Raw genomic sequence first — 24,628 nt, forward strand, 5'->3', positions numbered from 1 at the left:
GCAGGGAGTGCGATAGGCGGATACTGGCGGTCAGAACGCTGACTGTTCGGTAGTCCGCCTGTCCGGTCCTGGCGAATGGTGCATGCATGACCGACGACCCGATCCCGCCGTGGGCGCCGCGCTTGGCGGCCGCGCGCGAGGCCCGCGGATGGTCCAAGCCGGCCACTGCGCGAGCCCTGTTCCGGGCCGCCGGCCTGGAACCCAGCAAGCAGCAGGTCACCTCCCTGGCGCGGCAGATCCGCAAGTACGAGCGCGGCGAGCACTACCCGCGTGAGTGGGCCGCCCACTACGCCACCGTGTTCGAAACAACCGAGGAAGAACTGTTTGGGCGATCTGGCGGCAGCGATGACAATGAGGACGTGGACCGCCGCACGCTTCTCGGCCTCATGGCCACCGCCACCACGGTCAGCTCCCTGGCCCGTGACGCTGAACCTCTGCGTGATGCGTTCGAGGCTGCGGTCGCCGCAGACATCAGCGACCGTGACGCCGACGCCTGGGAGCGCGTCGCCCACGACTACGCTCGCGAGGTCGGCTGGTCTCCCGCCGCAGTCGTTCAGCCAGAGCTGACAGCGGACTTCGCCGAGCTGACGCGACTGGTCCTGTCCGGCCGTGGCACTGCTCGGACGCGCTTGATCCACGTGGCCGCTCAGTTGGCCGCGCTCATGGCGATCAACTTGACCAACCTCGGGGAGGGGCGCGCTGCGCGCCGCTGGTGGCGCACGGCCTGCCGCGCTGCCGATCAGACCGGCGACCACACTGCTGCCGCCCTCGTTCGTGGCCGTGCCGCCGTCTTCTCTCTCTATGCCCAGACGCCCCGCCTCTCGGTCGTCGAGGCGGCCGAGGAGGCGATCGAGGTCGGCCGCGGCGTTCCTTGCGCTGGCGTCGTCTCCGGGCATGCTGCCAAGGCGCAGGCTCTCGCTGAACTCGGTCGGCACGACGAGGCCACGGAAACCCTCGACGATCTGCGCAGCGTGTTCGAAGGACTTCCCGAGGCTGTGCAGACGGAGCGGGGCAGTCAGTGGGGGTGGTCGAACGGTCGCCTTCACTATGTCACCAGCCTCGTTCACACCTGCGCCGGGAACATGGGGCCCGCGATGGTCGCCCAGGACGCCGCGCTGGCCGTCTATCCGGACCAGAACTGGCAGGCTCGGGGGCAGATCGAGATGCATCGGGCTGGAGTTCTGATCCGCGCCGGAGACGTCGACGAGGGCGCTCGGCACATGACACGGGTGCTGGAGAGCTTGCCAGCCGAGCAGCGGTGTGACGGGCTAGTGAAGGGGAGCGCGCTGACCTCGTTGCGGCTCGCGGCGCCCGCCCAGGCTGGGCGACCCTCGATCCGGCAGGCACGTGACCTACTCACATCGACAGGAGACCGATGACCTCGGACCTCACCTTCACCCGCCATCAGCCCGCCGACGCTGAAAAGATCCTCGACACTGTGATCGTGCCGGTCTACGTCGCTTCGCATCAGGACGTGATCGACAAGCCGTTCTACTCTGCGGAGCGGTTCGCCGAACGGTTTCCCGGCTACGCCAAGGCCCCCGGCTTCGAGATCGTTATCGCTCACATGGGTAACAAGCCGGTCGGCCAGTCGTTCGGGTATGCCCTGCCGGTGACCGCCCGCTGGTGGAACGGGCTGACCACCCCTGTCCCGGACGGGTTCACTACCGAGACCGGGTCGCGGACGTTCGCGCTCAACGAGCTGATGGTCGTCCCCGAGTGGCAGGGCAAAGGCGTCGCCCACGCGTTGCACGACGCCCTGCTGGGGGGCCGGGGCGAGGAGCGGGCGACGCTGCTGGTTCGCGATGACAACGAACCCGCGCAGCGCGCCTACGCGCGGTGGGGCTGGCGCAAGGCCGGGAAGGCGCAGCCTTTCCCCGACTCGCCGCACTTCGACGTGATGATCATCGACCTGCCGCTGAACGGACGCCCCGTGTCGTAGACACCCCGTCTGGGCGCTGGTCCAGGACCTAAACCATGCTCAGGAGGTGATCCGTAGGGCTGTAGTCGATCTTCCAGTCGGCATACACCCCGCTGAATCCGTCCTGCCGGCACCGCAAACCCACGGTGACCCAGCGAACCGAACCGTCGTCGCGCACCGAGAACGCGACGGCCGCCTCGAACTCCTCACCGCCACACGGGCAGCAGGCAGCGCCGGGCTCGTCCTCCTCCCAGGATTCCTCGCTCCAGTACTCCCCGCTGTCGGCGATGAAGGCACGGCGGCCACACCCAGAGCACTCCCGTTCCGCCCCGGACTCAATGACGAGCATGGAGAACACCCGGCCGTCGCATCCCTCGCACGCGGAGGAGACGATCTTCACCGGGCGATCGTCGACGGCGTTCCGCAGAAACGCCCCGAGCTCTGCGGAGACACCAGCGCCAACCTGATCGTCAACATGCACAAGCGCATCGTTCCAGACGCCCCGGACATCTCCCTGGCCAGCTTGACCAAAGGCATAGGGACAGACACGCCCGCGGGTCCTCGACGGCGACAAGGAGATTTCCAGCCGCAACGGGTCGGATCGGATCGACGGCCTCACGGCACTGCCGCGCTGACCGGTTTGGGCGCGGGTCGTTCTGAGTGACCTGGTTGATCAGGTTGTGAGGCCGCCACTGGCCTGGTGGCCGCAACACGCAACCGCCGACGGGGCGCGTTCGTTGAAGGAAAGTGGCATTCATAGCCTTCATGACGATTCCCGGCCTTGTGATCGCGCTGTTCGCTTTTGCTGTCCTTGATCGTGCGGGCCTGTGGGCGCACCGCAGGTTCCGCCTGCCTTGGAAGCGGGACGAAGTAGCACGCCCGATCTCGGCGGTTGCGGTCGGCGAACTGGACGCCTTCTTCCATGGCACGCACCGCCTCCAGCAAGAGCAGCGCCGCTCCTCGCTGATGCTGCGAGACGAGGAGAACGACGGTGGGCCCCCGCGCACTCGCGTCGACCTCGACGCCGGAACCGCCATCGTGCGGCGTCCACCCGGCTCGGCCTGATCAGTCCGGTCATTCAGAACGAGCCGCGCCCGGCCGGTTTCTTGCCGGAAGAGCCGTGGTGCTGGTGGGTGGCGGGTCAGCGGGTGGCGGAGATGACGACGCGGCGGTTCTTGGCGCGGCCGTCGGGGGCGTCGGAGCCGTCCGGGCGGGTGTTGGGGGCGGCCGGTTTGGTCTCGCCGTAGCCGGTGGCCTTGAGGCGGGAGCGGTCGATGCCGCCCTTGGTGGCCAGCCAGCCGACGATGGCCTGGGCGCGGCGCTCGGAGAGGGTCTGGTTGGACGCCGGGTCGCCCTTGGCGTCGGTGTGGCCATCGACCTGGATGGCGGCGCCCGCCGGGACCTCCTTGCCGATCGACTCGGCGATCTTGGTCAGTTCGGCTTCCGCGGCGGGCTTGATGTCGGCCTTGCCGAAGTCGAAGAGGACGTCCGCCTTGATGTTGTAGGCGATGCTGTCGTCGCCCTTGATGACCTCCCCGGGACCGGCCACGTACGCCTTGAGGGACGCTCCGGGAACGCTGACCCCGTCAACGCTGACCCCAGGCACCGACACGCCTGGGACGCTGACCGCCGGGATGCATTCCTGCTTGTCATTGCAGACGCTGGAGCGGTAGAGCGAGCTCCGGTAAAGCGAACTGCGGTAGAGGGAGCTGCGGTAGAGCGAGGCCCGGTACACGGAGCTGACGTACTCGCCTTCCTTGGACGGCTTGCTCTGGCACACCTCCTCGCGGGTGACGCCGAGGCGTGTCACGGCCAGGCGCGAGATCTCCGAGCGCGTCACCGGCGGGGCGTCGATGCCCGGGGCCTTGACCCCGGGAATGGTCACGGCGGGGATCTTCACGGCGGGGATCGTGACACCCGGGATGGTGATGGCACCGAGGCAGCCGCCCGGGGCGGGCTTGTGCTCGACGCACTGCGCCGGGACGTGCTGTGCCGGGATGTCGACGCCCGGAATCGTCACGGCCGGGACCTTCTGGCCGCTGATCGTCGCCTCCGGGACGCGCACCGGGTCGGCGTGCACGGCGGGGATGTCGACCGCCTTGATCAGCTGCCCGCCGCCCGGGCAGCTGGTCGGTGCCGGCCCGGTGGGAGTCGCGGCCGGGGGCGAGGTGGGCGGCGCAGGCCCGCCGCTCGGCCGGTCGTGGCCGCCTCCGGCTCCCTTCGGCCGCCCGTCGCCGCCGCACGCGGCCAGGCACAACCCGGCGGCCAGGAAGACGGCGAGTACTCGCGATTCTCGCTGCATCACCGATCAGCTCTTCTCGTAGGTGATCTCGACGCGGCGGTTCTTGGCGCGCCCTTCGGGGTTGTCCTTGCCGCCCTGCTCGTTGGGGGCGACGGGCTTCGTCTCGCCGAAGCCCTTGGCCTCGATCTGCAGGCTCGCCCCTTGCAAAGCCCGCTGCAGCTCGGCCTTGACCGCCTCGGCGCGTTTCTCCGACAGGCTCAGGTTGTAGCCGGGGTCGCCGATGGAGTCGGAGTGCCCGGACACCTGGACGGCGCCCCTCGCGTCGCGCAGCCGGGGAGCGAGGCCGGCGATGCGGCGCCGGGCGGCGTCGGTGAGCGTCGCCTTGCCGAAGTCGAACAGCACATCCGCCGAGATGCGGACGGTGACCTGGCTACCGTTGGTCTCTTCCTCCTCCAGGGGGATGACCGCCTCGGACAGGTCGATGCCGCGCACGGCGGAGTTCGGGTCCAGGGACAGGACGCTCTGGGTGAGGTTGCCGTCCGGGACGCCCGGGTCCGCCCCGGCCACGGACGGGACGGCGAGCACCAGCGCCAGGACGCCCGCGACGGCGGTGGACCTGCGCATGTGGTTCACCGCTCCACCGGGACGTTGCGGAACGTCGGCCAGTTCCCTAGCTGCACGTCGATGGACTTCACGCTGTCCGGAGGGGCGGCGAAGGTGTAGAAGGACGACGTGGGCTGGTCGTTGGTCATTTGCGTGAAGATCTCGTCCGTCTGCAGTTCCTTGCCGCTGGAGTCCTTCACCACCACGTACCGCTTGAGGTTCACCGGATCGATCAGCGAGGTGTTCAGGCCGTTCCTGCCGTTGAGGCCGTAGGCGTTCATGCGGTTCGGCTCGACGCCGGGCACGTGCGGGACGAACTGGACGGTGAGCGTGGCCAGCTTCCCCTTCACCTTGAGGCCCATGATCGCGATGTCGACTTTGCCGCCCTGCACCGCCGGGCTGTCGAACGTGCCCTTCACCACCGGCTTCGTGTTGTTGTCGAAGCTCGCCTTGCCCACCGAGCCTTCGGCGCCGGAGCCCTTGGCGCCGTCGCCCGAGGACGAGCCGGAGCCCTGCCCGAACGGGGTGCAGCCGGCCAGGAGGATGGCCGCCGCGGTGGCGGTCACCAGGCGATATGCCAGGCGCATGATCGATCCCTTCCAATTTGTCGCATATGCAAATTCCATGTTCCATGGGAGCATGGCCAGTGAGCCGAGCCGCCATGTGCGGTTGTAAACCTAGCGTTTGCACTTGCGAATCGTCAAGGGGGTCGATGAGGTGAGCGTCGCCGAGGACACGGTCGCCCGGAACCGCGCACTTCAGGCGGAGTGGTACGGCGAGCCGCTCGGCGACCGCGTCCGGCCGCTACTCGGCCGGCTCGGGATGTCGCAGTCCGGTCTCGCCGGCGTGCTCGGCCTGTCCGCGCCGATGCTCTCCCAGCTCATGTCCGGGCAGCGGGCCAAGATCAGCAATCCGGCCGTCCTGCACCGGCTGATGGCGGTCGAGGAACTGGTCGCCGATCCCGGGTTCGACACCCTGGCGGCCGCCGGGATCAAGGCGCGCCTCGAAGAGATCAAGGCGGAGTCGGCCGCCACCACGTCCGGCATGCGCATGGCCACGTCCGAGCGTGTCCCCACCGGGGGGCATGCTGTCGGCGCCGGGCGGCCCGGCGAAGCGGGGGAGGGGCGCGGCCCGGCGGAGTCGGCCCGCCTCGTCCAGGCGCTGCTGCGCGAAGTGGCGTCCGCCGCCGAGATCGAGGCCGCCGCGGGCCTCATCGCCGACCGCTTTCCCGACCTCGCGGAGGTCCTCCGCGTGTACGGCGCCGGCCGCACGAGCGAGGCCGAGGCCCACTTCGTCCGGACGGTCCTGAAGGAGACGCTGCGCGACCGGACGGTCATGCCTTAGGGCACTCGTCTCGATTCTCTTGGACCATAACGACTGGTTATGGGTTAGGGCCGGTGCCACGGGCTCGCGAGGCGGCTAAAGTCTGTGGTCAGGGTCACATAAGGGTCCGGCTGTTATGTATGTCACAGGTCCTGGCGGGTGGCGTAGGGTCGCTTCGCTGGAAGCGCACACGAGGCGTCACCGCCCGCACGCGGCACGGCCTCCGGCCGCCCGTGCGCGGCCCGGCCGGGGCGCACGGCCAACGGCCGGGGCGCGGACGGGCGCGGCGGACGGCCGCATGGGTGCGCGTACACCGTGGTACGGGGACACGACGACCCGAGCTCAGGAGAGCGATCGATGAGCACTGTGGAGGCGCCGGCCAGGTCGCGCGCCCAGATCAAGGCCCGCACGCTACGCAAGGACAACTGGCGGCTGTATCCGCTCACGACCTTCGTGATCTTCACGGCGTGGGTGGTGTACGCGACGGTCAGGGCCTTCTGGGGCTCCGCCTTCTACGTGCCGGAGTACCACTACCTGACGCCGTTCTACTCGCCGTGCCTGAACGAGATCTGCAACAACGTGACGGTGGACGGCCACACCGGCGACGCGGCGGAGTTCGGGACGTTCCTGCCGGCGGGCACCCGGGGCTGGATCCCGTTCGCGGCCATCTCGCTGCCGTTCCTGCTGCTGTTCCGGCTCACCTGCTACTACTACCGCAAGGCGTACTACCGGTCGTTCTGGGCGTCGCCGTCCGCGTGCGGCGTGCGCGAGCCGCACGGCAAGTACACCGGGGAGCGGCGCTTCCCCCTGATCGGCCAGAACCTGCACCGCTACTTCTGGCTGGCCGCCTTCCTCATCTCCGTCATCAACACCTACGACGCCATCCGCGCCTTCCACGGCAAGGACGGCGGTTTCGGCATCGGGCTCGGCACGCTGATCCTGGTCGCGAACGTGGTCCTGCTGTGGCTGTACACCCTGTCGTGCCACTCGTGCCGGCACATCGTCGGCGGCCGGCTGAAGAACTTCTCCAAGCACCCCTTCCGGTACCGGATGTGGGGCTGGGTGTCGGCGATCAACCAGCGGCACGGCATGTACGCCCTGATCACCCTGGGCTCGCTGGTGGCGGCCGACCTGTACGTGGCGCTGGTGGCCAGCAACACCATCTCCGACCTGCGTATCTTCAACTGAGGCCAAGGAATCATGACTGAGATCGAGAGGCACTCGTACGACGTCGTGGTGATCGGTGCCGGCGGCGCCGGGCTGCGCGCGGCGATCGAGGCGCGCCTCCAGGGCAAGAAGACCGCGATCATCTCCAAGTCGCTGTTCGGCAAGGCCCACACGGTGATGGCCGAGGGCGGCGCCGCCGCCGCGATGGGCAACGTCAACGCCAACGACAACTGGATGGTCCACTTCCGCGACACCATGCGCGGCGGCAAGTTCATGAACAGCTGGCGGATGGCGGAGCTGCACGCCAAGGAGGCCCCGGAGCGGATCTGGGAGCTGGAGCTGTGGGGCGCGCTGTTCGACCGCACCAAGGACGGCAAGATCAGCCAGCGCAACTTCGGCGGGCACGAGTACCCGCGGCTGGCGCACGTCGGCGACCGGACGGGCCTCGAGCTGATCCGCACCGCCCAGCAGAAGATCGTCGCGCTCCAGCAGGAGGACCACGCCGAGCACGGCGACTACGAGGCGAACCTCAAGGTGTGGGCCGAGACGACGGTCACCCGGCTGCTGAAGGACGCCGACGGCAAGATCTGCGGCGCGTTCGGCTACGTCCGGGAGAGCGGGAAGTTCGTCGTGTTCGAGGCGCCCGCGGTGGTGCTGGCTACGGGCGGCATCGGCAAGGCGTTCAAGGTCACGTCCAACTCCTGGGAGTACACCGGGGACGGGCACGCGCTGGCGCTGCTCGCCGGCGGGACGCTGCTGAACATGGAGTTCGTGCAGTTCCACCCGACGGGGATGGTCTGGCCGCCGTCCGTCAAGGGCATCCTCGTGACCGAGTCGGTGCGCGGCGACCGCGGCGTCCTGCGGAACTCCGAGGGCAAGCGGTTCATGTTCGACTACATCCCCGAGGTGTTCAAGGACAAGTACGCCACCTCCGAGGCGGAGGGCGACCGCTGGTACGACGACCCCGACAACAACAAGCGCCCGCCCGAGCTGCTGCCGCGCGACGAGGTCGCGCGCGCGATCAACTCCGAGGTCAAGGCGGGCCGGGGATCGCCGCACGGCGGGGTCTTCCTCACCGTCGTCGACCGGATGCCGGGCGGCGCCGCCGAGATCGTCAAGCGGCTGCCGTCGATGTACCACCAGTTCAAGGAGCTGGCGGACGTCGACATCACCAAGGAGCCGATGGAGGTCGGGCCGACCTGCCACTACGTGATGGGCGGTGTCGAGGTCGACCCCGACACCGGGGCCGCGCTCGTGCCCGGGCTGTTCGCGGCGGGCGAGGTCTCCGGCGGCATGCACGGCTCGAACCGGCTCGGCGGCAACTCGCTGTCCGACCTGCTGGTGTTCGGCCGGCGCGCCGGGCTCGGGGCGTGCGAGTACGTGGACGGGCTGGACGCGCGTCCCGCCGTCCCCGAGGACGTGGTCGAGGCGGCGACGACCGAGGCGCTCGCCCCGTTCGAGCGGGAGGGCGGCGAGAACCCCTACGCCGTTCACGCCGAGCTGCAGACCACGATGAACGAGCTGGTCGGCATCATCCGCAAGGAAGAGGAGCTGCAGCAGGCGCTGGAGGCGCTCGGCAAGCTCCGCGAGCGGGTCGCGAACGTCGGCGTCGATCCCGTCGCGGTCGGCGACGACGGGCGCGGCTACCACCCGGGCTGGCACCTCGCGCTGGACCTGCGCAACATGCTGCTCGTGTCGGAGGCGGTCGCGAAGGCGGCGCTGGAGCGGCAGGAGAGCCGCGGCGGCCACACCCGCGACGACCACCCGCAGATGTCGGCGGAGTGGCGGAAGATCAACCTGGTCTGCTCGCTGGCCGGCGACCCGGCGTCGCCGCACGTCGAGCTGAAGCGCCAGCCGCTGACGCCGATGCGGAACGACCTGCTCGAACTGTTCGACAACGACGAGCTGAAGAAGTACCTGACCGCCGAGGAACTGCCGGCCGGCCTCGCCGAGGAGGCCGAGGCGGAGGAGGCGGAGGCCGCGGCCGGGTCGGGCGCGACCGCCGCGGGCTCCGGCGAGGAGAACGAGGAGGGCGGCCGATGAGCTACGAGGCCAAGTTCAGGGTCTGGCGCGGCGACGACGGCGACGGCGAGCTCACCGACTACACGGTCGAGGTGAACGAGGGCGAGGTCGTCCTCGACATCATCCACCGGCTGCAGGCCACGCAGGCGCCCGACCTCGCCGTCCGGTGGAACTGCAAGGCGGGCAAGTGCGGCTCGTGCTCGGCCGAGATCAACGGCATGCCGAAGCTGCTGTGCATGACCCGGATGTCGACCTTCGAGCCGGACGAGACGATCACGGTCACGCCGGTCCGCACGTTCCCGGTCATCCGCGACCTGGTCACGGACGTGTCGTTCAACTACCAGAAGGCGCGGGAGATCCCCTCGTTCGACCCCGGCGACGCCAAGCCGGGCGAGCTGCGCATGCAGCAGGTGGACGTGGAGCGGTCGCAGGAGTTCCGCAAGTGCATCGAGTGCTTCCTGTGCCAGAACGTCTGCCACGTCATCCGCGACCACGAGGAGAACAAGGAGAGCTTCGCCGGCCCGCGCTTCCTGATGCGGATCGGTGAGCTGGAGATGCACCCGGCGGACGAGGCCGACCGCCGCAACATCGCGCAGGACGACCACGGCCTCGGCTTCTGCAACATCACCAAGTGCTGCACCGAGGTCTGCCCCGAGCACATCAAGATCACCGACAACGCCCTGATCCCGATGAAGGAACGGGTCGTGGGCCGCAGGTACGACCCGGTGGTGTGGCTCGGCAGCAAGCTCGGCATCGTGAAGAAGGGCCAGGACACCCCGTCCGCCTGACGTTTCTCGCGACCGGCCCCCGCCGCCCCGCAACGGTGGGGGCCGGTCGCGTTCTCCGCCGCTGTTCGCCCGCGGGCCGGCGCGCTGGCATGCGCCGCCCCGAGGCGCGACGGGCGGCGTGCCCCCGGACCGCCGCCCGCCGCCCGCCGTTCCCCGTGGACGCCGTGACGCTGGACGGCCTCCGGCCGCACACGCCGGGACCAACCATGACGCACGTCCCGCCGTTGGAACAGGCATAAGTACACACAACGCGTGATTGAACCGTGATTCTTTCCCACGACGCGGGGAGGGGTGGATCGCTTTAGCGTGGTGGGCATGAGCGCCCTCGAACCGGGCTCCTTCCTCGCCGACCTCACCCCGGCGGAACGCGAGGACCTGGAGTCACGTGGCCGCGTCCGCGACTTCGACCGGGGAGACACGCTCTTCGTCGAGGGCGAGGACCCCGGCTGGGTGGCCGTCCTGCTGAGGGGCCGGGTCAAGGCGTTCTCCTACCGTGAGCAGGGCGGGGAGGCCATCCTGGCCGTGCGCGGCCCCGGGGCGCTGCTCGGCGAGGTCGCCGCGATCGACGGGCTGCCGCGGTCGGCGACGGTCACCGCGCTCGAACCGGTGCGGGCGATCGCGGTCACGGCGGACGAGTTCATGGCGTTCCTGCAGGCCCACGGCCGTGTCTCCATCATCATCATGCGGATGCTCTGCCAACGCTGGCGCGACGCGGACCGCAAGCGCGTCGAGTTCGGCATGTTCGACGCCACCGGACGGGTCGCGCAGCGCCTCGTCGAACTGGCGGAGCGCTTCGGAGTGCCGTACGACCACCGGACGGGCGCGAACGCCGGTGGGGAGAGCGTGCGGATCACGCTGAACCTGTCGCAGGAGGAGCTGGCGGGCTGGGTCGGCGCGTCCCGCGAGGCGGTGAGCAAGGCGCTGCGCACGCTGCGCCGGCACGGCTGGATCGAGACGGGCCGGCGGCGCCTGATCGTCCACGACCTCCAGGCCCTGCGCCGTCACGCGCGCTGACCCGGTGGACGCCGGAACGAACGGCGACCCGTACTCTGTGCTGGATGCAGTTCCAGCAGCTCGCCTACTTCGTCGCGGTCGCGGAGGTTCGCCACTTCACGCAGGCCGCCGAGCTGCTGCGGGTCGCGCAGCCTTCGCTGTCGAAGCAGATCCGGGCGCTGGAGAACGAGCTGAACGTGTCGCTGTTCAGCCGCGCCAGGGGGAACATCACGCTGACCCCCGCCGGTGAGGCGCTACTGCCGCTGGCGAAGCGCATCCTGGCCGATGTCGACACGGCGCGCTTGGAAGTGCAGGAGCTCGTCGGCCTCAAGCGTGGGCGGGTACGGCTCGGCGCTACACCGTCCCTGTGCGCGGGCCTGTTGGCGGACGTCCTGCGCCGCTTCCACGACACGTACCCGGGGATTCAGCTCATCGTCGAAGAGGGAGGCTCGCGGGACCTCGTCAAGGAGCTGACGCGTGGCTCACTGGACATGGCCCTGGTCATCCTTCCGCTCCACGGTGACCCGCCCCTGGACACGACCCCGATACTGCGCGAATACCTGGTGGTGGCGTCCTCTCTTACAGCCACACAGCTACCGCGTCGCTCCTACCTGCGGATTGAGGATTTGCAGAACCGTCCCTTGGTGATGTTCCGCCCCGGGTACGACCTGCGTGAGGCGACCATCAGCGCATGCAGGGCGGCCGGGTTCGAGCCCAGGTTCGCCGTCGAGGGCGGCGAGATGGACGCCGTCCTGCGCTTCGTCGAGGTAGGCCTCGGCATCGCGGTCGTCCCCAGCATGGTCCTCTCAGGGCGCCCCGGCCTGCGCGGAACGCCGCTCGTCCTGGCCGACGAGGAGACGCGGCGCGGCCGCCATGGCCCCGGCCTGCTCCGGACGATCGCGCTCGCCCACCGCAAGGACGTCGAACTCACGCACGCCGCCCGCGCGTTCCAGGACACCCTGCAGACGTTCCTGGTCGAGGCCGCACTCGCCGGAAGCCTCCCCGCGGGCGTCGAGACCCTGGTCGACAACTAGCCGCGCAGGTCGTCGGCCGCCTCGCGGAACGCCCTCGCGGCCCGCTCGAAGTAGTCGAACAGCACCGCGCGCTGCTCGTCGGTGTAGCCGCCGACGATCTCGCCGATCCGCTTCCGGGCGGGCGCCATGACGCGGTCGAGTTCGGCGGGCGCGGCCACCGGCTCGACGATGACCTTGCGGCGGTCGTCGGGGGACGGGACGCGCCGCACGTAGCCCGCCTGTTCCAGCCGGTCGATGAGCCGCGTGGTCGGTCCGGTGGTCAAGCCCGTCCGGGCGGACAGCTCGCCGGGGGTCATGGCGCCCGCCAGGTCGAGGATGTTCAGCGCGTAGAGGTCCGTCCCGCCCAGGTCACAGGCCCGCGCACTGGCGTGGCCGTGCAGCATGACGGCGCTGAGGTACCGCCGGTAGGCCGCCGACGCCTCTTCGGGTGTTGACACGTCGCACCCCGTTCCCTAATCTCTTCCTAAACGAAGAGAAATCTTCGAAGCAGAAACTTCTCCATCGAAGCTACCAGAAGGAGCCGGCCATGAACGACACCACCGCGATCCAGAGCCTGTTCGCCCGCCTCACGTCCGCATGGGGCGCCGGCGACGGTGCCGCCTACGGCGCCTGCTTCACCACCGACGCCACCTACATCACCTACGTCGGCACCCTCTACCGCGGCGCCGAGGAGATCGGCGACGCGCACCAGGCTCTCTTCGACAGCTTCCTCAAGGGCACCAAACTGGCCTGCGAGATCGTCGACATCCGCCTCACGACCCCCGACACCGCCGTGGTCATCACCCGAGGCGACACCTACAAGAAGGCCCCCGGCAAGCTCAAGAAGCTCCAGACGAACACGGTCGTCCGGGGCGCCGACGGCCAGTGGCGCCTGGCCGCCTTCCAGAACACCCTCCACAAGTCCCTGATGGAGGCCGTCTCCTTCAAGTTCCAGCCCGCCACCCGGCCCGCCCCCGCCAACTGACACGTGCGAGCGGCCCGATCAGGCGGTGAGCAGGTCTTCCAGCAGACGTGCCCGGACGGTGTTGTCGTCGCCCTCTGGAAGCTTCCATGGGCACGCGATGTCCAGGGCGGCCACGCGGCCGGTGGCCATGATCCGGCGGACGGACTCGACGACCGCGTCCCGCGAGGGCCCGCCGCCGACCGGGAACTTCAGTCCCGGCAGGTCACCGGCGTCGATCACGTCCACGTCGATGTGCAGGACGAGGGGCCCCTCCGGCAGGGCGACGTCGTCCACGCCGCAGCGCCGCACCTTCGACGACGCCAGGAACTCCGCCTCGGCCGGGTCGAGGTCGCGGGCGTCCACCAGCACGGCGCGGTCCTCCGGCAGCGGACGCAGGCCCAGCGGGTCCGCGAGCAGTCCGGAATCGGCTCCGAGGATCTGCCGCAACGGCATCCCGCCGATGTAGCCGGACGTCGAGCTCCGCACCGTGTGGACGTCCCCGTGCGCGTCGAACCAGACGATGGACGCGTCCACCCCCGCCCTCTGCACGCCCGCGAGGACGGCCTCCGACGTCAGGCAGTCGCCCGACACCACGCGCGGACGGGACCCGCCGGCGACCTGGTCGGCGACCTCGGCCGACACCGGTTCGAACAGCGCGGCGACGCGCCGCCACACGTCGCCCTCGGGCAGGTCCCGCGTCACCGGGACGATGTCGGGACCGGGCAGCGGAAAGGAGGAGTCGGGAAGTCGTTCGTCCTGGTGGTAAGGCACCAATGTGACCGTCATGCGCTCACATTAGAAGACCCCGCCCACGTGCTCCGGGCGGGGTCGGGGACTGGGAGCGGTCACCGCTTCTTACCGCCCGCGGTCGCCTTCAGGTAGTCGTGGTTGAGGCGGCCGATGACGTCCAGCGAGATGCCCTTCGGGCAGGCGACGGTGCACTCGCCGGTGTTGGTGCAGCCGCCGAACCCCTCCTCGTCGTGGGTGTCCAGCATCGACACGACACGGTCCCAGCGTTCCGGCTGGCCCTGCGGCATCAGGCCGAGGTGGGTGACCTTGGCGCCGAGGAACAGCGCGGCGGAGCCGTTCGGGCAGGCGGCGACGCAGGCGCCGCAGCCGATGCACTCGGCGGCCTCGAACGCCTGGTCGGCGTCCGGCTTCGGGACGGGCGTCGAGTGCGCCTCGGGGGCGGTGCCGGTCGGGGCGGTGATGTAGCCGCCCGCCTGGATCATCCGGTCGAACGCCGACCGGTCGACGACCAGGTCCTTCACGACCGGGAACGCCTTGGCGCGCCACGGCTCGACGTCGATGACCTCGCCGTCCTTGAACTTGCGCATGTGGAGCTGGCACGTGGTGGTGGCGCGCTCCGGGCCGTGCGGGGTGCCGTTGATGACCAGCGAGCACATGCCGCAGATGCCCTCGCGGCAGTCGTGGTCGAACGCCACCGGCTCCTCGCCGGCCGCGATGAGCTTCTCGTTCAGGACGTCCAGCATCTCCAGGAACGAGGCGTCGGGGGAGATGTCGTCGAGCTTGTACTCGACCATCCCGCCCTTGTCCTGGGGGCCGCTCTGGCGCCAGACGCGCAGTGTGAGCTTCATGGTTACTTGCACGACCTCTGTTACTTGTACGAGCGCTGCGTGGGCTTGACGTACTCGAAGTTGAGGGCCTCCTTGTGGAGGACGGGCTGCTCGCCCTCCCCGGCCCATCCCCAGGCGGCGACGTGGCTGAAGTTGTCGTCGTCGCGCTTGGCCTCGCCGTCCTCGTCCTGGCTCTCGGCCCGGAAGTGGCCGCCGCAGGACTCGGTGCGGTGCAGCGCGTCGATGACCATCAGCTCGGCCAGCTCGAAGAAGTCGGCGACGCGGCCGGCCTTCTCCAGCTGCTGGTTCAGCTCCTCGCCCTTGCCGGTGACCCTGACGCGGGTCCAGAACTCCTCGCGCAGGGCCGGGATGAGCTCGAGCGCCTTGCGCAGCCCCTCCTCGGTGCGTTCCATGCCGCAGTACTCCCACATGATGTGGCCGAGCTCGCGGTGGAAGGAGTCGACGGTCCGGTCCCCGTCGACCGACAGCAGCTTGTCGATCCGTGACGTGACCCGTTCCTCGGCCTCGCTGATCGCGGTCTCGGCGACCGGGGCGAGGGCGTTGCGGGCGATGTAGTCGCCGATGGTGTTCGGCAGGACGAAGTAGCCGTCCGCGAGACCCTGCATCAGCGCGGACGCACCGAGCCGGTTCGCGCCGTGGTCGGAGAAGTTCGCCTCGCCGATCACGAACAGGCCGGGGATCGAGGACTCCAGGTCGTAGTCGACCCACAGCCCGCCCATCGTGTAGTGGACGGCCGGGTAGATGCGCATCGGCGTGTCGTACGGGTTCTCGCCGGTGATGCGCTCGTACATCTCGAAGAGGTTGCCGTACTTGGCCTCGACCTTGTCGCGGCCGAGCCGCTCGATCGCGTCGGAGAAGTCGAGGTAGACGCCGAGCCCGCCGGGGCCGACGCCGCGTCCCTCGTCGCAGACGTTCTTCGCCGCCCGGGACGCGATGTCGCGCGGCACCAGGTTGCCGAAGGACGGGTAGATCCGCTCCAGGTAGTAGTCGCGCTCGTCCTCGGGAATGTCGGCGGGCCTGCGCGTGTCGCCGCCCTTCTTCGGAACCCACACGCGGCCGTCGTTGCGCAGCGACTCCGACATCAGCGTCAGCTTCGACTGGTGGTCGCCGCTGACCGGGATGCACGTCGGGTGGATCTGCGTGTAGCAGGGGTTGGCGAACAGGGCACCGTGCCGGTGGGCGCGCCAGGACGCGGTGACGTTCGAGCCCATCGCGTTCGTGGACAGGAAGTACACGTTGCCGTAGCCGCCGGACGCCAGCACCACCGCGTCCGCCGTGTAGTGCTTGACCTCGCCGTTGATCAGGTTCCGGACGACGACGCCGCGGGCCCGCCCGTCCTCCATGATCAGGTCGAGCATCTCGTGCCGCGGGTAGAGCTCGACGTTGCCGGCGTCCACCTGCCGCATCAGCGCCTGGTAGGCGCCGAGCAGCAGCTGCTGGCCCGTCTGCCCGCGGGCGTAGAAGGTGCGGGACACCTGCGTGCCGCCGAACGAGCGGTTGTCGAGCAGGCCGCCGTACTCGCGGGCGAACGGGACGCCCTGCGCGACGCACTGGTCGATGATCTGCCGGGAGATGTCGGCGAGCCGGTACACGTTCGACTCGCGGGAGCGGAAGTCGCCGCCCTTGACCGTCTCGTAGAACAGCCGGTACACGCTGTCGCCGTCGTTGCGGTAGTTCTTGGCGGCGTTGATGCCGCCCTGCGCGGCGATCGAGTGGGCGCGGCGCGGGGAGTCCTGGAAGCAGAACTGCTGGACGTGGTAGCCGGCCTCACCGAGGGTGGCGCCGGCCGAGCCGCCCGCGAGACCGGTGCCGATGATGATGATCTTCTTCTTGCGCTTGTTGGCCGGGTTGACCTGCTTGGCCTCGAACTTGCGGGTCGTCCAGCGGTCCTCGATGGGCCCGGCCGGTGCCTTGCCGTCGGCGATCGGCTCGCCGGACTTGTAGAAGCTGTCGGTCATGGTCAGCTCACCCATCCGAACGTGATGGAGACGGGGACGGCGACGAAACCGAGCGTCACGAGCGCGGCGACGGTCCCGGCGAGGCTCCGCAGGGCGTTGTGGCTGCGCGGGCTGCGCAGCCCGAGCGTCTGGAACGCGCTCCAGATGCCGTGGTTGAGGTGCAGCCCGACGAGCAGGATGGCGACGACGTACCAGACCGTGATGTACCAGCGGGACGGGTCGAAGTCGGCGACCATCCGCTCGTACGGGGTGGCGTCGGCGCCCTTGGGGTTCACGACGAAGAACGTCAGGTCCAGCAGATGCCAGATGACGTAGACGGCGATGATGATGCCGCCGTACCGCATGGTCTGGGTGGCATAGCCCTGCGCGTGCGACTTCTTCTTCGACTGGTACTTCACGGGACGGGCGGCGGAGGCGCGGCGCGCGAGCGATACCGCCGACCACATGTGCAGCACGACCGAGGCACCGAGCACGACCTCGATGAGCGTCAGCACCGTCCGGTGCGGCACGGCGGGCTCGCCCATCGTGCGCAGCCAGTGCGCGTAGTGGTTGAACTCCTCCGCGCCGAGGAAGATCTTGAGGTTCCCGATCATGTGCGCGACCAGGTACAGCACGAGGATGCCGCCGGTGACCGCCATGACGGCCTTCTTGCCGATGGTCGATCGGTAGATCGCAGGTATCGCTATAGCCACGACCTGCACGCTATGTCCGGTTCGGCGATTACTTCCAAGTCATCGGCGCACTCGTTGCGATAGCCGCAGGCTATGAACACAAGCAGCGCAGGACTTGTGTCCGTTCCGTGACGTCCGCGGGGGTGAGCGACTTCACAGTGGGTCAGGGAACTTCGCCGGTCAGTGATCCAGACGATATTGACTGAGGTCAGGGCCTTGTGGTCAGTGCCCTGTCCGGTCCGCCCAGCGGGTCAGCAGCAGGACGGCGAGGTCGTCGGTGAGGGCGTCCCCGTTGAGGTGCTCGACCTCGGTCACCAGTTCGTCGATCAGATACCGGCCCGCCGCGCCCCGGCCGCGCGCGGTGCGGGCCAGGCCGAGCAGGCCGTCGGTGCCGAGCCGGGTCGAGCCCTCGCCGATCCTGCCCTCGATCAGGCCGTCGGTGTAGAGCATCAGGCCCCAGGAATCGCCGAGGTCGATCTCGGTGGTCGGCCACTCGGCGCCGGGCACCAGGCCGAGCGCCGGGCCGTGCGCGTAGTCGGGCAGCGCCGTAACCTCGCCGTCCTGGCCGGGGGTGCCCCGGAACAGCAGCGGCGCGGGGTGCCCGGCGAGGTGCATCCGGGCGGTCCGCCGGGACGGCGCGATCGTGATCATGCAGAGCGTGGTGAAGATCTCCTCGCTGCGCCGCTCGTGGCCGAGGACGGTGTCCAGGGTGCCGAGGAGCTGCTCGCCGGTGTGGCCGGCGAGGACGAGCGTCCGCCAGGCCATCCGGAGCTGGACGCCGAGGGCCGCCTCGTCCGGGCCGTGCCCGCACACGTCCCCGATCATCAGGTGGACGGCGCCGCCCTCGGTCTGCACGGTGTCGTAGAAGTCGCCGCCGAGCAGCGCGCGCCGCCGGCCGGGCCGGTAGCGGGTGTGGTGCCGCAGCGACGGGTCGTCGATCAGCGGGACGGGCAGCAGCCCGCGCTCCAGCCGCGCGTTCTCCCGGCCGAGGATGCGCGCCTCGACCAGTCGGCGTTCGGTCTCCTCCGAGCGCTTGCGCTCGATGGCGTAGCGGATGGCGCGGGCCAGCAGCGGCGCGTCCACCTCCTGCTTGACCAGGTAGTCCTCGGCGCCCGCGGCGACCGCTTGGACGCCTAGGTGGGCGTCCTCCAGGCCGGTCAGGACGACGACGGCGGCCGGGCCCGACAGCGCCAGCACCTTCCGGAGCGCCTCCAGTCGGTCGATGCCGGGGGCGGACAGGTCGACGATGATGCACTGGGTGCGCCGGGTCAGCGTCCGCCCGGCGGCGGCGAGGTCGCTCGCGACCGTGATGCCGGCGTCCATGCCGCTCTCGGCGAGCATCTTCTCGACCATGAGGACGTCCGACGGGTCGTCGTCGATGAGGAGCAGGTCGACCCTGTCCTCGGTCCCCGGCGTGAAGGGGTGCGTCTGGCGGCTGATGGTGCTCACAAGGCTTCCGGAAAGTCGGGCTGGCGACGGCACTGGCAACGACCGGGACGTCTCGCTCTATTCCTGCGGGCGGCAGGGGAGCGGTACGGGCCGCGCCGGGGGAGCGGCGTTGGCCTAGCCGCCAGGGTCCCGGCTCAAGGAGCGGAGGAAGCGTCGCTCCGTACGGACCCGACCATAGCGTGTCCCGACGTCGGGGCGCATCCCCTGAGCACGTTCCGGACGTTGTTTCCGGACTGACCGAAAAGCGATCGGGCCAGCTGAAAAACCAGTCGTGCATCGAGGGTTCCGCTGCATAACCTTCGACGTGTGAAGCCGTTGCCGGAGAAAGATCCTGGCGGCCCCGACCACTCCGTTCGAGGGGGGACGACCCCCCGCACCACCCGAAGCGCCCCTGGCGCCGATCGTGGATCCCCTGCGCGATTCCTGCTCTGGATGATGCGCGCCCAGTGGCGCAGCATCACCGCCGGCGCGCTCCTCGGGGTGGTCTGGATGCTCAGCCAGGCCCTGATGCCCGCCGCGATCGGCCGCGCCATCGGCGACGGCGTCGCGGCGCGGGACGAGCGCGCCCTCGTGACGTGGGCGGCCGTCCTGCTCGGCCTCGGCGTCGTGCAGGCCGCGTCGGGCGCCGTCCGGCACCGGTTCGCGGTCTACAACTGGCTGGCGGCGGCGTACCGGACGGTCCAGCTCGTCACCCGGCAGGCCACCCGGCTCGGCGGGACGCTGCCGAAGCGGCTGAGCGCCGGCGAGGTGGTCAGCATCGGGCTGTCCGACGTGTCGCACATCGGCGACGTCCTGGACATCGTCGCCCGCGGGTCGGGCGCCGTGGTCGCGATCGTCGTCGTGGCCGGCATCCTGCTGGCGACGTCGCCGCCGCTCGGCCTGATCGTGCTGGTCGGCGTCCCGGTGATCCTGCTGGTCGCGGCGCCGCTGCTGCGCCCCTACCGGGACCGCGAGCTGGCGCACCGGGAGCTGGTCGGCGAGCTGACCACGCACGCCACCGACCTGGTCGCCGGCCTGCGGGTGCTGCGCGGCATCGGCGGCGAGTCGCTGTTCTCCGGCCGCTACCGGGCCGAGTCGCAGCGGGTGCGCGCGGCCGGGGTGGCGGTGGCGCGGGCCGAGACGCGGATGAACGGCGCCGAGGTGCTGCTGCCCGGGCTGCTGATCGCGCTGGTCACCTGGGCCGGTGCCCGGTTCGCCGTGCGCGGGACGATCGGCGTCGGCGAGCTGGTCGCGTTCTACGGGTACGCGGTGTTCCTGATCGTCCCGCTGAAGACCCTCGGCGAGGCCGCGAGCAAGATCACCAAGGGGCTGGTGGCGGCGGGCCGGGTCACCGCGCTGCTGCGGCTCGACCCCGAGCTGCCGGACGCCGGGACGGCCCGCCCGGCGGCGGACGCGGAGCTGGTCGACATCGCGTCCGGGCTGGTCGTGCGGCCGGGCCGGGTCACCGCGATCGCGGCGGCCGAGCCGCGCGACGCGCAGGCGATCGCCGACCGGCTCGGACGGTACACCGACGGCGATGTGGATTTCGGCGGCGTCCCGCTGCGCGCGGTCGCCGACATCCGAAAGCGGATCCTGGTCGCGGTCAACGAGGACCGTCTGTTCTCCGGGCCGCTGGCCGAATCGCTGGCGCCGGACGGCGACGAGGCCGCGGTGCGGGCGGCGATCCATGCGGCCTGCGCCGAGGACGTGGTCGCCTCGGTCGGTCTGGACGCGCACGTGGCCGAGGCAGGACGGGAGTTCTCCGGCGGCCAGCAGCAACGCCTTCGCCTTGCGCGGGCGTTCGCCGCCGACCCGGACGTCCTCGTCCTTGTGGAGCCGACCAGCGCGGTGGACGCGCACACCGAAGCGCGCATCGCCGACAGGCTCGGCCAAGCGCGCGCGGGCCGCACCACCGTGGTGTGTACGACGAGCCCGCTGATGCTGGACCGCGCCGACCACGTGGCCTTCGTGCAAGACGGCCTGGTCGTCGCAGAAGGAACCCACCGAGACCTCCTGGACACCGAGCCGCGCTACGGGGCGGCGGTCACCCGAGGAGAAAGCGCAGAAAGGGCAGGGACGTGAGCGCCCAGACACTGCCGATCGCGACGCCCGCGCAGGTGCGGGCGTACGCGCGGCGGCTCGTCCTGCGGCACCCACGCGCCCTCGCCAAGGTCCTTGCTCTGCACGCGCTGGCCGCCGTGACCGGGCTGGTGACGCCCCGGCTCCTCGGCGCCCTGGTGGAGGACGTCCGCGACGGCCATGCCGGCATCGACACGACCGGCCTGGCCATCGCCGCGTTCGTGATCGCCCAGGGCGTGCTGATCCGGTACGCCTACCTCGCGTCCGCGAGGCTGGGCGAGCGGGTGCTGGCGGAGCTGCGCGAGGAGTTCGTCGACCGGGTGCTGGAACTGCCGCTCTCCACGGTCGAGCGCGCGGGGACCGGCGACCTCGTCACCCGCGCGTCCCGTGACGTGGACACGCTGAGCACGTCCGTCCGGTATGCGATGCCGGAGACGATCGTCGCCGTCGTCGTGGGCGCCTTCACCGTCGCCGCGCTGCTGCTGAACGGTCCGCTCGTCGCGCTGCCCGCGCTGGTCGCCGCCCCGATGCTGGTGCTGGTGATGCGCTGGTACCTGCCCCGAGCCCACGGCGGCTACCTGCGGGAGAACGCGGCGTGGTCCCAGATCGCCGACGGGCTGACGGAGACCGTCCAGGGCGCCCGGACGGTGGAGGCGCTCGGCCTCGCCGGCCGGCGGCACGAGCGCGGCGACGCCGACCTCGCGAGGTCCTACAAGGCGGAGCGGTACACGCTGCGGCTGCGCATGGTGCTGTTCCCGGTGGCCGAGCTGGGGTTCGTCCTGCCCGTCGTGTCGACGCTGCTGGTCGGCGGCCTCCTCTACATCAACGGCATGGCGTCGCTCGCGCAGGTGACCGCCGCGACCCTCTACGCGCAGCAGCTCATCGAGCCGGTGGACACGGTCCTGTCATGGCTGGACGAGTTGCAGCTCGGCGGCGCTTCGCTGGCCCGTCTCCTCGGCGTGGGCGATGTCCCGCCGGACCGCACATCGAACGGCCGCACGCCCGCCGGGGAACGGCTGACGGCACGCGCCGTCCGCTATTCCTACCGGCCCGGGCACGACGTCCTGCACGGCGTCGACCTCGACCTGAGACCCGGTGAACGGCTCGCGATGGTCGGGCCGAGCGGCGCGGGCAAGTCGACGCTCGGCCGCCTGCTCGCCGGGGTGGACGGCCCGCGGTCAGGCAGGGTCGCCGTCGGCGCCGACGGCGGCGTCCCGCTGGTCGAGCTGCCGCTGGACGACCTGCGCGGCCATGTCTCCCTGGTCACCCAGGAGCATCACGTGTTCCGCGGCACGCTCCGCGAGAACCTGGTGATGGCCCGCGCGGGCGCGTCCGACGACGAGATCGGCCAGGTCCTGACCGCGGTCGACTGGGACGGCCCCGGCCTCGACACGGTCGTCGGCTCGGGCGGCGAGACCCTGTCGCCCGCCCAGGCGCAGCAGCTCGCGCTGGCCCGGCTCGTCCTCGCCGACCCGCACACGCTCGTCCTGGACGAGGCGACCTCGCTGCTCGACCCGCGCGCCGCCCGGCACGTGGAACGCTCGCTCGCCGCCGTCCTGGAAGGCCGGACCGTCGTCGCGATCGCGCACCGCCTCCACACCGCCCACGACGCCGACCGCGTGGCGGTGGTGGAGGACGGCCGCATCACCGAACTCGGCACGCACGACGAGCTCATCGCCGCCGAGGGCTCCTACGCCGCCCTGTGGACGTCCTGGCACGGAGGTTCACCGGGATAGGGCCGACTTGAGGAAGTCGACCTGGATGTGCAGGAGGTTCTCCGCCACGACCTCCTGCGGGGTCATGTGCGTGACGCCCGACAGGGGGAGGACGGTGTGCGGGCGTCCGGCGGCCAGGAGGGCCGAGGACAGGCGCAGGGTGTGGGCGGCCACCACGTTGTCGTCGGCCAGGCCGTGGATGATCATGAGCGGCCGCTTCAGGCCGGCGGCCTTCTCGATGAGGGAGTTGGCGGCGTAGTTCTCCGGCTCCTCGTCGGGATGACCCAGGTAGCGCTCGGTGTAGTGGGTGTCGTACAGGCGCCAGTCGGTGACCGGGGCGCCCGCGACGCCGGCGTGGAACACGTCCGGGCGTTGCAGGACGGCGAGACCGGCGAGCCAGCCGCCGAACGACCAGCCGCGGATCGCGACGCGGTCGAGGTCGAACGCGGCGGGATGCCGGCGCGCGGCCTCGATCAGCGCGGTGATCTGGTCCTCCAGGACGGGCTCGACGAAGTCGCCGCGGACGGCGCGCTCGAAGGCGGGGCCGCGCGCGGGCGTGCCGCGGCCGTCCGCGATCACGACCGCGAAGCCCTGGTCGGCGAGCCACTGCGGCTCGCAGTACATGCGCTGGACGGCGAGGACGCGCTGCGCGTGCGGCCCGCCGTAGGGGTCCATGAGGACGGGCAGGCGGCCGTGGCCGCGCTCCCACCCGGTGGGCAGCAGCACCGCGGTGCGGATCTCGCGGTCGCCGGCGCGCAGCAGCTCCACCCGCGGGGTGATCACCGGCGTCTCGGCGAACGAGACGACCGGATGCGACCCGGACGGCGTGCGGACCTCGACCTCCGTGCCGGGACGGTCGAGCCGCGCGCCCGTCACCACGGTGACGCCGCCGGAGCGGGTCCCGCCGAAGACGCCCTGCCCCTCGGTGAGCCGGGTCACCTCGCCGGCGTCGTAGGAGTACAGGTGGACTTCGGTCGGCTCCTCCGACGCGCTGAACAGGATCGACCCGGCGTCCACCCCGAGCACGGCGCGGACCTGCATGCCGCCGGGCGTGACGGGCTTGCCGGCGACGGTGATGCGGCGCGTGTCGGTCTCGGGGTCCCCGGTCACCCAGACGAGCTCTCCGCCGTTCGTCCGGACGGGCAGGCCGGGGACGACGTCGGTCCACAGCGGGTCGTGCTCGCTGTGCAGGAGGGACGTCTCGCCGTTGGTCGGGTCCACCTTGAGCACCCGCTGGGTGCGCTGGTCGCGGGGCTGGACGATGATCATCAGGCCGTGCCGGTCCCAGGACGCGGCCACGAAGTAGGGGAACATGCCGCGGTCCCAGGCCACGGCGAGGCGCCCGCCGTCGACCTTGAGCAGCACCAGCGACACCAGCGCGTTCGGCGTGCCCGCCGCCGGGTAGGCGATCTCGGACGGGGACCGGTCGGGGTTCGCGGGGTCGGCGATGTGCCAGCGCTGCACGGGCGTCTCGTCCACGCGCGCGACCAGCAGCGTCCCGCCGTCGGGCGACCACCAGTGGCCGCGCATGCGGTCCATCTCCTCGGCCGCGACGAACTCGGCGAGCCCGTAGGAGACCTGGTCGGACTCGGGCCGGACGAGTGCCCGGTCGTCGGTGCCGTCCATCTCGATGAGCCGCAGCGTCCGGCCTGACACGTAGGCGACGCGACGGCCGGCCGGGTCGGGACGGGCATCGAAGACGGGCGGCTGCGCGGGCAGCTCGCGGATGAGCGCCGTGTCCAGGTCGGCGACGTAGAGCCGCCCGCCCAGCGTGAAGACCGCCTGCCGCATGCCCCGGTCGGTCGCGTACCCGACGATGCCGCCCGCCTGCTCGCGGGCGCGCTCGCGCCGGGCGCGCTCCTCGGCGGGCAGGTTCTCCTCGCCGGGGACGTCCAGCGCGGCAGGGTCGGCGACGCACCGCTCCTCACCGGTGCCGGTGTCCAGCGTCCACAGGCAGGTCACCGGGTCGTCGCCCGCCCTGGTGCGCAGGAAGGCGACGCGCGACTCGTCCGGCGCGATCTGGAAGGCGCGCGGGACGCCGAGGCTGAACCGTCGGGTGCGGGCGCTCTGCCGCGGATAGCTGATGCTCATGGCATCCGAGTCTGCCAGTACGGCAACGGAGTGGAAGTACGGCGCACGGCGG

The 24,628-nt window shown here is 70.7% G+C and carries 23 protein-coding genes; 12 read left to right on the top strand and 11 right to left on the bottom strand.

The genetic code is table 11. The features are described 5' to 3' along the window. The first annotated feature begins 86 nt into the window (after positions 1–86). Both ACQPXG_RS10020 and ACQPXG_RS10025 read left to right on the top strand, forming a co-directional pair. Positions 87–1,379 (top strand): helix-turn-helix domain-containing protein, encoded by a 1,293-nt coding sequence (locus tag ACQPXG_RS10020; protein ID WP_433467356.1) that lies wholly within the window; start codon positions 87–89, stop codon positions 1,377–1,379. After that, positions 1,376–1,942: an N-acetyltransferase family protein gene (locus ACQPXG_RS10025; RefSeq protein ID WP_433467357.1), complete on the top strand. Its 567-nt coding sequence runs from the start codon at positions 1,376–1,378 to the stop codon at positions 1,940–1,942. The genes ACQPXG_RS10020 and ACQPXG_RS10025 overlap by 4 nt, the downstream gene beginning before the upstream one ends. A 28-nt stretch (positions 1,943–1,970) precedes the next feature. On the opposite strand, the gene ACQPXG_RS10030 is transcribed toward ACQPXG_RS10025, so the two are convergent. Then, on the bottom strand, positions 1,971–2,402 hold the full coding sequence (locus tag ACQPXG_RS10030) for a hypothetical protein (RefSeq protein WP_433467358.1): 432 nt from the start codon (positions 2,400–2,402) through the stop codon (positions 1,971–1,973). 284 nt (positions 2,403–2,686) lie between these two features. Between ACQPXG_RS10030 and ACQPXG_RS10035 the strand changes: the two genes are divergently transcribed. Then, positions 2,687–2,986 carry a DUF6191 domain-containing protein gene (locus tag ACQPXG_RS10035; RefSeq protein WP_433467359.1) on the top strand — a complete coding sequence of 100 codons (300 nt, stop codon included), beginning with the start codon at positions 2,687–2,689 and terminating at the stop codon, positions 2,984–2,986. Positions 2,987–3,062: 76 nt separating this feature from the next. Here ACQPXG_RS10035 and ACQPXG_RS10040 read toward each other — a convergent pair whose 3' ends face one another. From ACQPXG_RS10040 to ACQPXG_RS10050, 3 genes are read right to left on the bottom strand one after another with little or no spacing between them, the layout of a single operon-like run. Continuing rightward, on the bottom strand, positions 3,063–4,223 hold the full coding sequence (locus tag ACQPXG_RS10040) for an OmpA family protein (RefSeq protein ID WP_433469934.1): 1,161 nt from the start codon (positions 4,221–4,223) through the stop codon (positions 3,063–3,065). Between the two features lie 6 nt (positions 4,224–4,229). After that, positions 4,230–4,787 (bottom strand): OmpA family protein, encoded by a 558-nt coding sequence (locus tag ACQPXG_RS10045; protein ID WP_433467360.1) that lies wholly within the window; start codon positions 4,785–4,787, stop codon positions 4,230–4,232. Between the two features lie 5 nt (positions 4,788–4,792). Then, the gene (locus ACQPXG_RS10050) at positions 4,793–5,353 is read right to left on the bottom strand and encodes a hypothetical protein (RefSeq protein WP_433467361.1); all 561 of its coding nucleotides are present in this window, start codon (positions 5,351–5,353) and stop codon (positions 4,793–4,795) included. A 103-nt stretch (positions 5,354–5,456) separates the two neighbouring features. On the opposite strand from ACQPXG_RS10050, the gene ACQPXG_RS10055 reads away from it, so the two are divergent. The 6 genes from ACQPXG_RS10055 to ACQPXG_RS10080 all read left to right on the top strand — a co-directional run bounded on the left by ACQPXG_RS10055 (position 5,457) and on the right by ACQPXG_RS10080 (position 12,093). Beyond that, complete coding sequence (locus ACQPXG_RS10055; RefSeq protein WP_433467362.1) at positions 5,457–6,110, top strand: hypothetical protein; 654 nt, start codon at positions 5,457–5,459, stop codon at positions 6,108–6,110. A 336-nt stretch (positions 6,111–6,446) separates the two neighbouring features. After that, positions 6,447–7,277, top strand: coding sequence for a hypothetical protein (locus ACQPXG_RS10060; protein WP_433467363.1), 831 nt, complete (start codon positions 6,447–6,449; stop codon positions 7,275–7,277). Positions 7,278–7,289: 12 nt separating this feature from the next. Beyond that, complete coding sequence (locus ACQPXG_RS10065; protein ID WP_433467364.1) at positions 7,290–9,299, top strand: fumarate reductase/succinate dehydrogenase flavoprotein subunit; 2,010 nt, start codon at positions 7,290–7,292, stop codon at positions 9,297–9,299. Next, positions 9,296–10,066 carry a succinate dehydrogenase/fumarate reductase iron-sulfur subunit gene (locus ACQPXG_RS10070; protein ID WP_433467365.1) on the top strand — a complete coding sequence of 257 codons (771 nt, stop codon included), beginning with the start codon at positions 9,296–9,298 and terminating at the stop codon, positions 10,064–10,066. The genes ACQPXG_RS10065 and ACQPXG_RS10070 overlap by 4 nt, the downstream gene beginning before the upstream one ends. 315 nt (positions 10,067–10,381) lie before the next feature. Then, positions 10,382–11,080 (top strand): Crp/Fnr family transcriptional regulator, encoded by a 699-nt coding sequence (locus ACQPXG_RS10075; RefSeq protein ID WP_433467366.1) that lies wholly within the window; start codon positions 10,382–10,384, stop codon positions 11,078–11,080. Between the two features lie 44 nt (positions 11,081–11,124). Continuing rightward, entirely contained in the window at positions 11,125–12,093 is a 969-nt protein-coding gene (locus tag ACQPXG_RS10080; RefSeq protein ID WP_433467367.1) for a LysR family transcriptional regulator, read from the top strand. Here the strand turns inward: ACQPXG_RS10080 and ACQPXG_RS10085 are convergent. After that, positions 12,090–12,530: a MarR family winged helix-turn-helix transcriptional regulator gene (locus ACQPXG_RS10085; protein WP_433467368.1), complete on the bottom strand. Its 441-nt coding sequence runs from the start codon at positions 12,528–12,530 to the stop codon at positions 12,090–12,092. The genes ACQPXG_RS10080 and ACQPXG_RS10085 overlap by 4 nt on opposite strands. Before the next feature lie 89 nt (positions 12,531–12,619). On the opposite strand from ACQPXG_RS10085, the gene ACQPXG_RS10090 reads away from it, so the two are divergent. Next, positions 12,620–13,057 (top strand): SgcJ/EcaC family oxidoreductase, encoded by a 438-nt coding sequence (locus ACQPXG_RS10090; protein WP_433467369.1) that lies wholly within the window; start codon positions 12,620–12,622, stop codon positions 13,055–13,057. Positions 13,058–13,075: 18 nt separating this feature from the next. On the opposite strand, the gene ACQPXG_RS10095 is transcribed toward ACQPXG_RS10090, so the two are convergent. From ACQPXG_RS10095 to ACQPXG_RS10115, 5 genes are all read right to left on the bottom strand, one after another. Further along, positions 13,076–13,822 carry an arginase family protein gene (locus tag ACQPXG_RS10095; protein WP_433467370.1) on the bottom strand — a complete coding sequence of 249 codons (747 nt, stop codon included), beginning with the start codon at positions 13,820–13,822 and terminating at the stop codon, positions 13,076–13,078. Positions 13,823–13,881: 59 nt separating this feature from the next. Then, a complete protein-coding gene (locus ACQPXG_RS10100; RefSeq protein WP_433467371.1) occupies positions 13,882–14,634 on the bottom strand; it encodes a succinate dehydrogenase/fumarate reductase iron-sulfur subunit in 753 nt (250 codons plus the stop codon). A 20-nt stretch (positions 14,635–14,654) separates the two neighbouring features. Continuing rightward, entirely contained in the window at positions 14,655–16,592 is a 1,938-nt protein-coding gene (locus ACQPXG_RS10105; RefSeq protein ID WP_433469935.1) for a fumarate reductase/succinate dehydrogenase flavoprotein subunit, read from the bottom strand. Between the two features lie 2 nt (positions 16,593–16,594). Continuing rightward, on the bottom strand, positions 16,595–17,284 hold the full coding sequence (locus ACQPXG_RS10110; protein ID WP_433467372.1) for a succinate dehydrogenase cytochrome b subunit: 690 nt from the start codon (positions 17,282–17,284) through the stop codon (positions 16,595–16,597). 201 nt (positions 17,285–17,485) lie between these two features. Continuing rightward, the gene (locus ACQPXG_RS10115; protein ID WP_433467373.1) at positions 17,486–18,712 is read right to left on the bottom strand and encodes a PP2C family protein-serine/threonine phosphatase; all 1,227 of its coding nucleotides are present in this window, start codon (positions 18,710–18,712) and stop codon (positions 17,486–17,488) included. Between the two features lie 432 nt (positions 18,713–19,144). Here ACQPXG_RS10115 and ACQPXG_RS10120 point away from each other — a divergent pair, with 432 nt between their 5' ends. After that, the gene (locus tag ACQPXG_RS10120) at positions 19,145–20,773 is read left to right on the top strand and encodes an ABC transporter transmembrane domain-containing protein (RefSeq protein ID WP_433467374.1); all 1,629 of its coding nucleotides are present in this window, start codon (positions 19,145–19,147) and stop codon (positions 20,771–20,773) included. Next, on the top strand, positions 20,770–22,506 hold the full coding sequence (locus ACQPXG_RS10125) for an ABC transporter ATP-binding protein (RefSeq protein ID WP_433467375.1): 1,737 nt from the start codon (positions 20,770–20,772) through the stop codon (positions 22,504–22,506). Before ACQPXG_RS10120 ends, ACQPXG_RS10125 begins: the two co-directional genes overlap by 4 nt. Here the strand turns inward: ACQPXG_RS10125 and ACQPXG_RS10130 are convergent. Further along, entirely contained in the window at positions 22,495–24,576 is a 2,082-nt protein-coding gene (locus tag ACQPXG_RS10130; protein WP_433467376.1) for a prolyl oligopeptidase family serine peptidase, read from the bottom strand. The two genes, ACQPXG_RS10125 and ACQPXG_RS10130, sit on opposite strands and share 12 nt — an antisense overlap. Positions 24,577–24,628: the final 52 nt, after the last annotated feature.

It is taken from the genome of Spirillospora sp. CA-128828 (assembly GCF_050945415.1).
In the GTDB taxonomy this organism is placed as follows: Bacteria; Actinomycetota; Actinomycetes; order Streptosporangiales; family Streptosporangiaceae; genus Spirillospora.

What these genes read in the sequence shown, in the direction of transcription:
- ACQPXG_RS10020 (WP_433467356.1), top strand. Translation starts at nt 87, where the DNA reads ATGACCGACGACCCGATCCCGCCGTGGGCGCCGCGCTTGGCGGCCGCG.
- ACQPXG_RS10025 (WP_433467357.1), top strand. Translation starts at nt 1,376, where the DNA reads ATGACCTCGGACCTCACCTTCACCCGCCATCAGCCCGCCGACGCTGAA.
- ACQPXG_RS10035 (WP_433467359.1), top strand. Translation starts at nt 2,687, where the DNA reads ATGACGATTCCCGGCCTTGTGATCGCGCTGTTCGCTTTTGCTGTCCTT.
- ACQPXG_RS10040 (WP_433469934.1), bottom strand. Translation starts at nt 4,223, where the DNA reads ATGCAGCGAGAATCGCGAGTACTCGCCGTCTTCCTGGCCGCCGGGTTG.
- ACQPXG_RS10045 (WP_433467360.1), bottom strand. Translation starts at nt 4,787, where the DNA reads ATGCGCAGGTCCACCGCCGTCGCGGGCGTCCTGGCGCTGGTGCTCGCC.
- ACQPXG_RS10050 (WP_433467361.1), bottom strand. Translation starts at nt 5,353, where the DNA reads ATGCGCCTGGCATATCGCCTGGTGACCGCCACCGCGGCGGCCATCCTC.
- ACQPXG_RS10060 (WP_433467363.1), top strand. Translation starts at nt 6,447, where the DNA reads ATGAGCACTGTGGAGGCGCCGGCCAGGTCGCGCGCCCAGATCAAGGCC.
- ACQPXG_RS10065 (WP_433467364.1), top strand. Translation starts at nt 7,290, where the DNA reads ATGACTGAGATCGAGAGGCACTCGTACGACGTCGTGGTGATCGGTGCC.
- ACQPXG_RS10070 (WP_433467365.1), top strand. Translation starts at nt 9,296, where the DNA reads ATGAGCTACGAGGCCAAGTTCAGGGTCTGGCGCGGCGACGACGGCGAC.
- ACQPXG_RS10075 (WP_433467366.1), top strand. Translation starts at nt 10,382, where the DNA reads ATGAGCGCCCTCGAACCGGGCTCCTTCCTCGCCGACCTCACCCCGGCG.
- ACQPXG_RS10080 (WP_433467367.1), top strand. Translation starts at nt 11,125, where the DNA reads ATGCAGTTCCAGCAGCTCGCCTACTTCGTCGCGGTCGCGGAGGTTCGC.
- ACQPXG_RS10090 (WP_433467369.1), top strand. Translation starts at nt 12,620, where the DNA reads ATGAACGACACCACCGCGATCCAGAGCCTGTTCGCCCGCCTCACGTCC.
- ACQPXG_RS10095 (WP_433467370.1), bottom strand. Translation starts at nt 13,822, where the DNA reads ATGACGGTCACATTGGTGCCTTACCACCAGGACGAACGACTTCCCGAC.
- ACQPXG_RS10100 (WP_433467371.1), bottom strand. Translation starts at nt 14,634, where the DNA reads ATGAAGCTCACACTGCGCGTCTGGCGCCAGAGCGGCCCCCAGGACAAG.
- ACQPXG_RS10105 (WP_433469935.1), bottom strand. Translation starts at nt 16,592, where the DNA reads ATGACCGACAGCTTCTACAAGTCCGGCGAGCCGATCGCCGACGGCAAG.
- ACQPXG_RS10120 (WP_433467374.1), top strand. Translation starts at nt 19,145, where the DNA reads ATGATGCGCGCCCAGTGGCGCAGCATCACCGCCGGCGCGCTCCTCGGG.
- ACQPXG_RS10130 (WP_433467376.1), bottom strand. Translation starts at nt 24,576, where the DNA reads ATGAGCATCAGCTATCCGCGGCAGAGCGCCCGCACCCGACGGTTCAGC.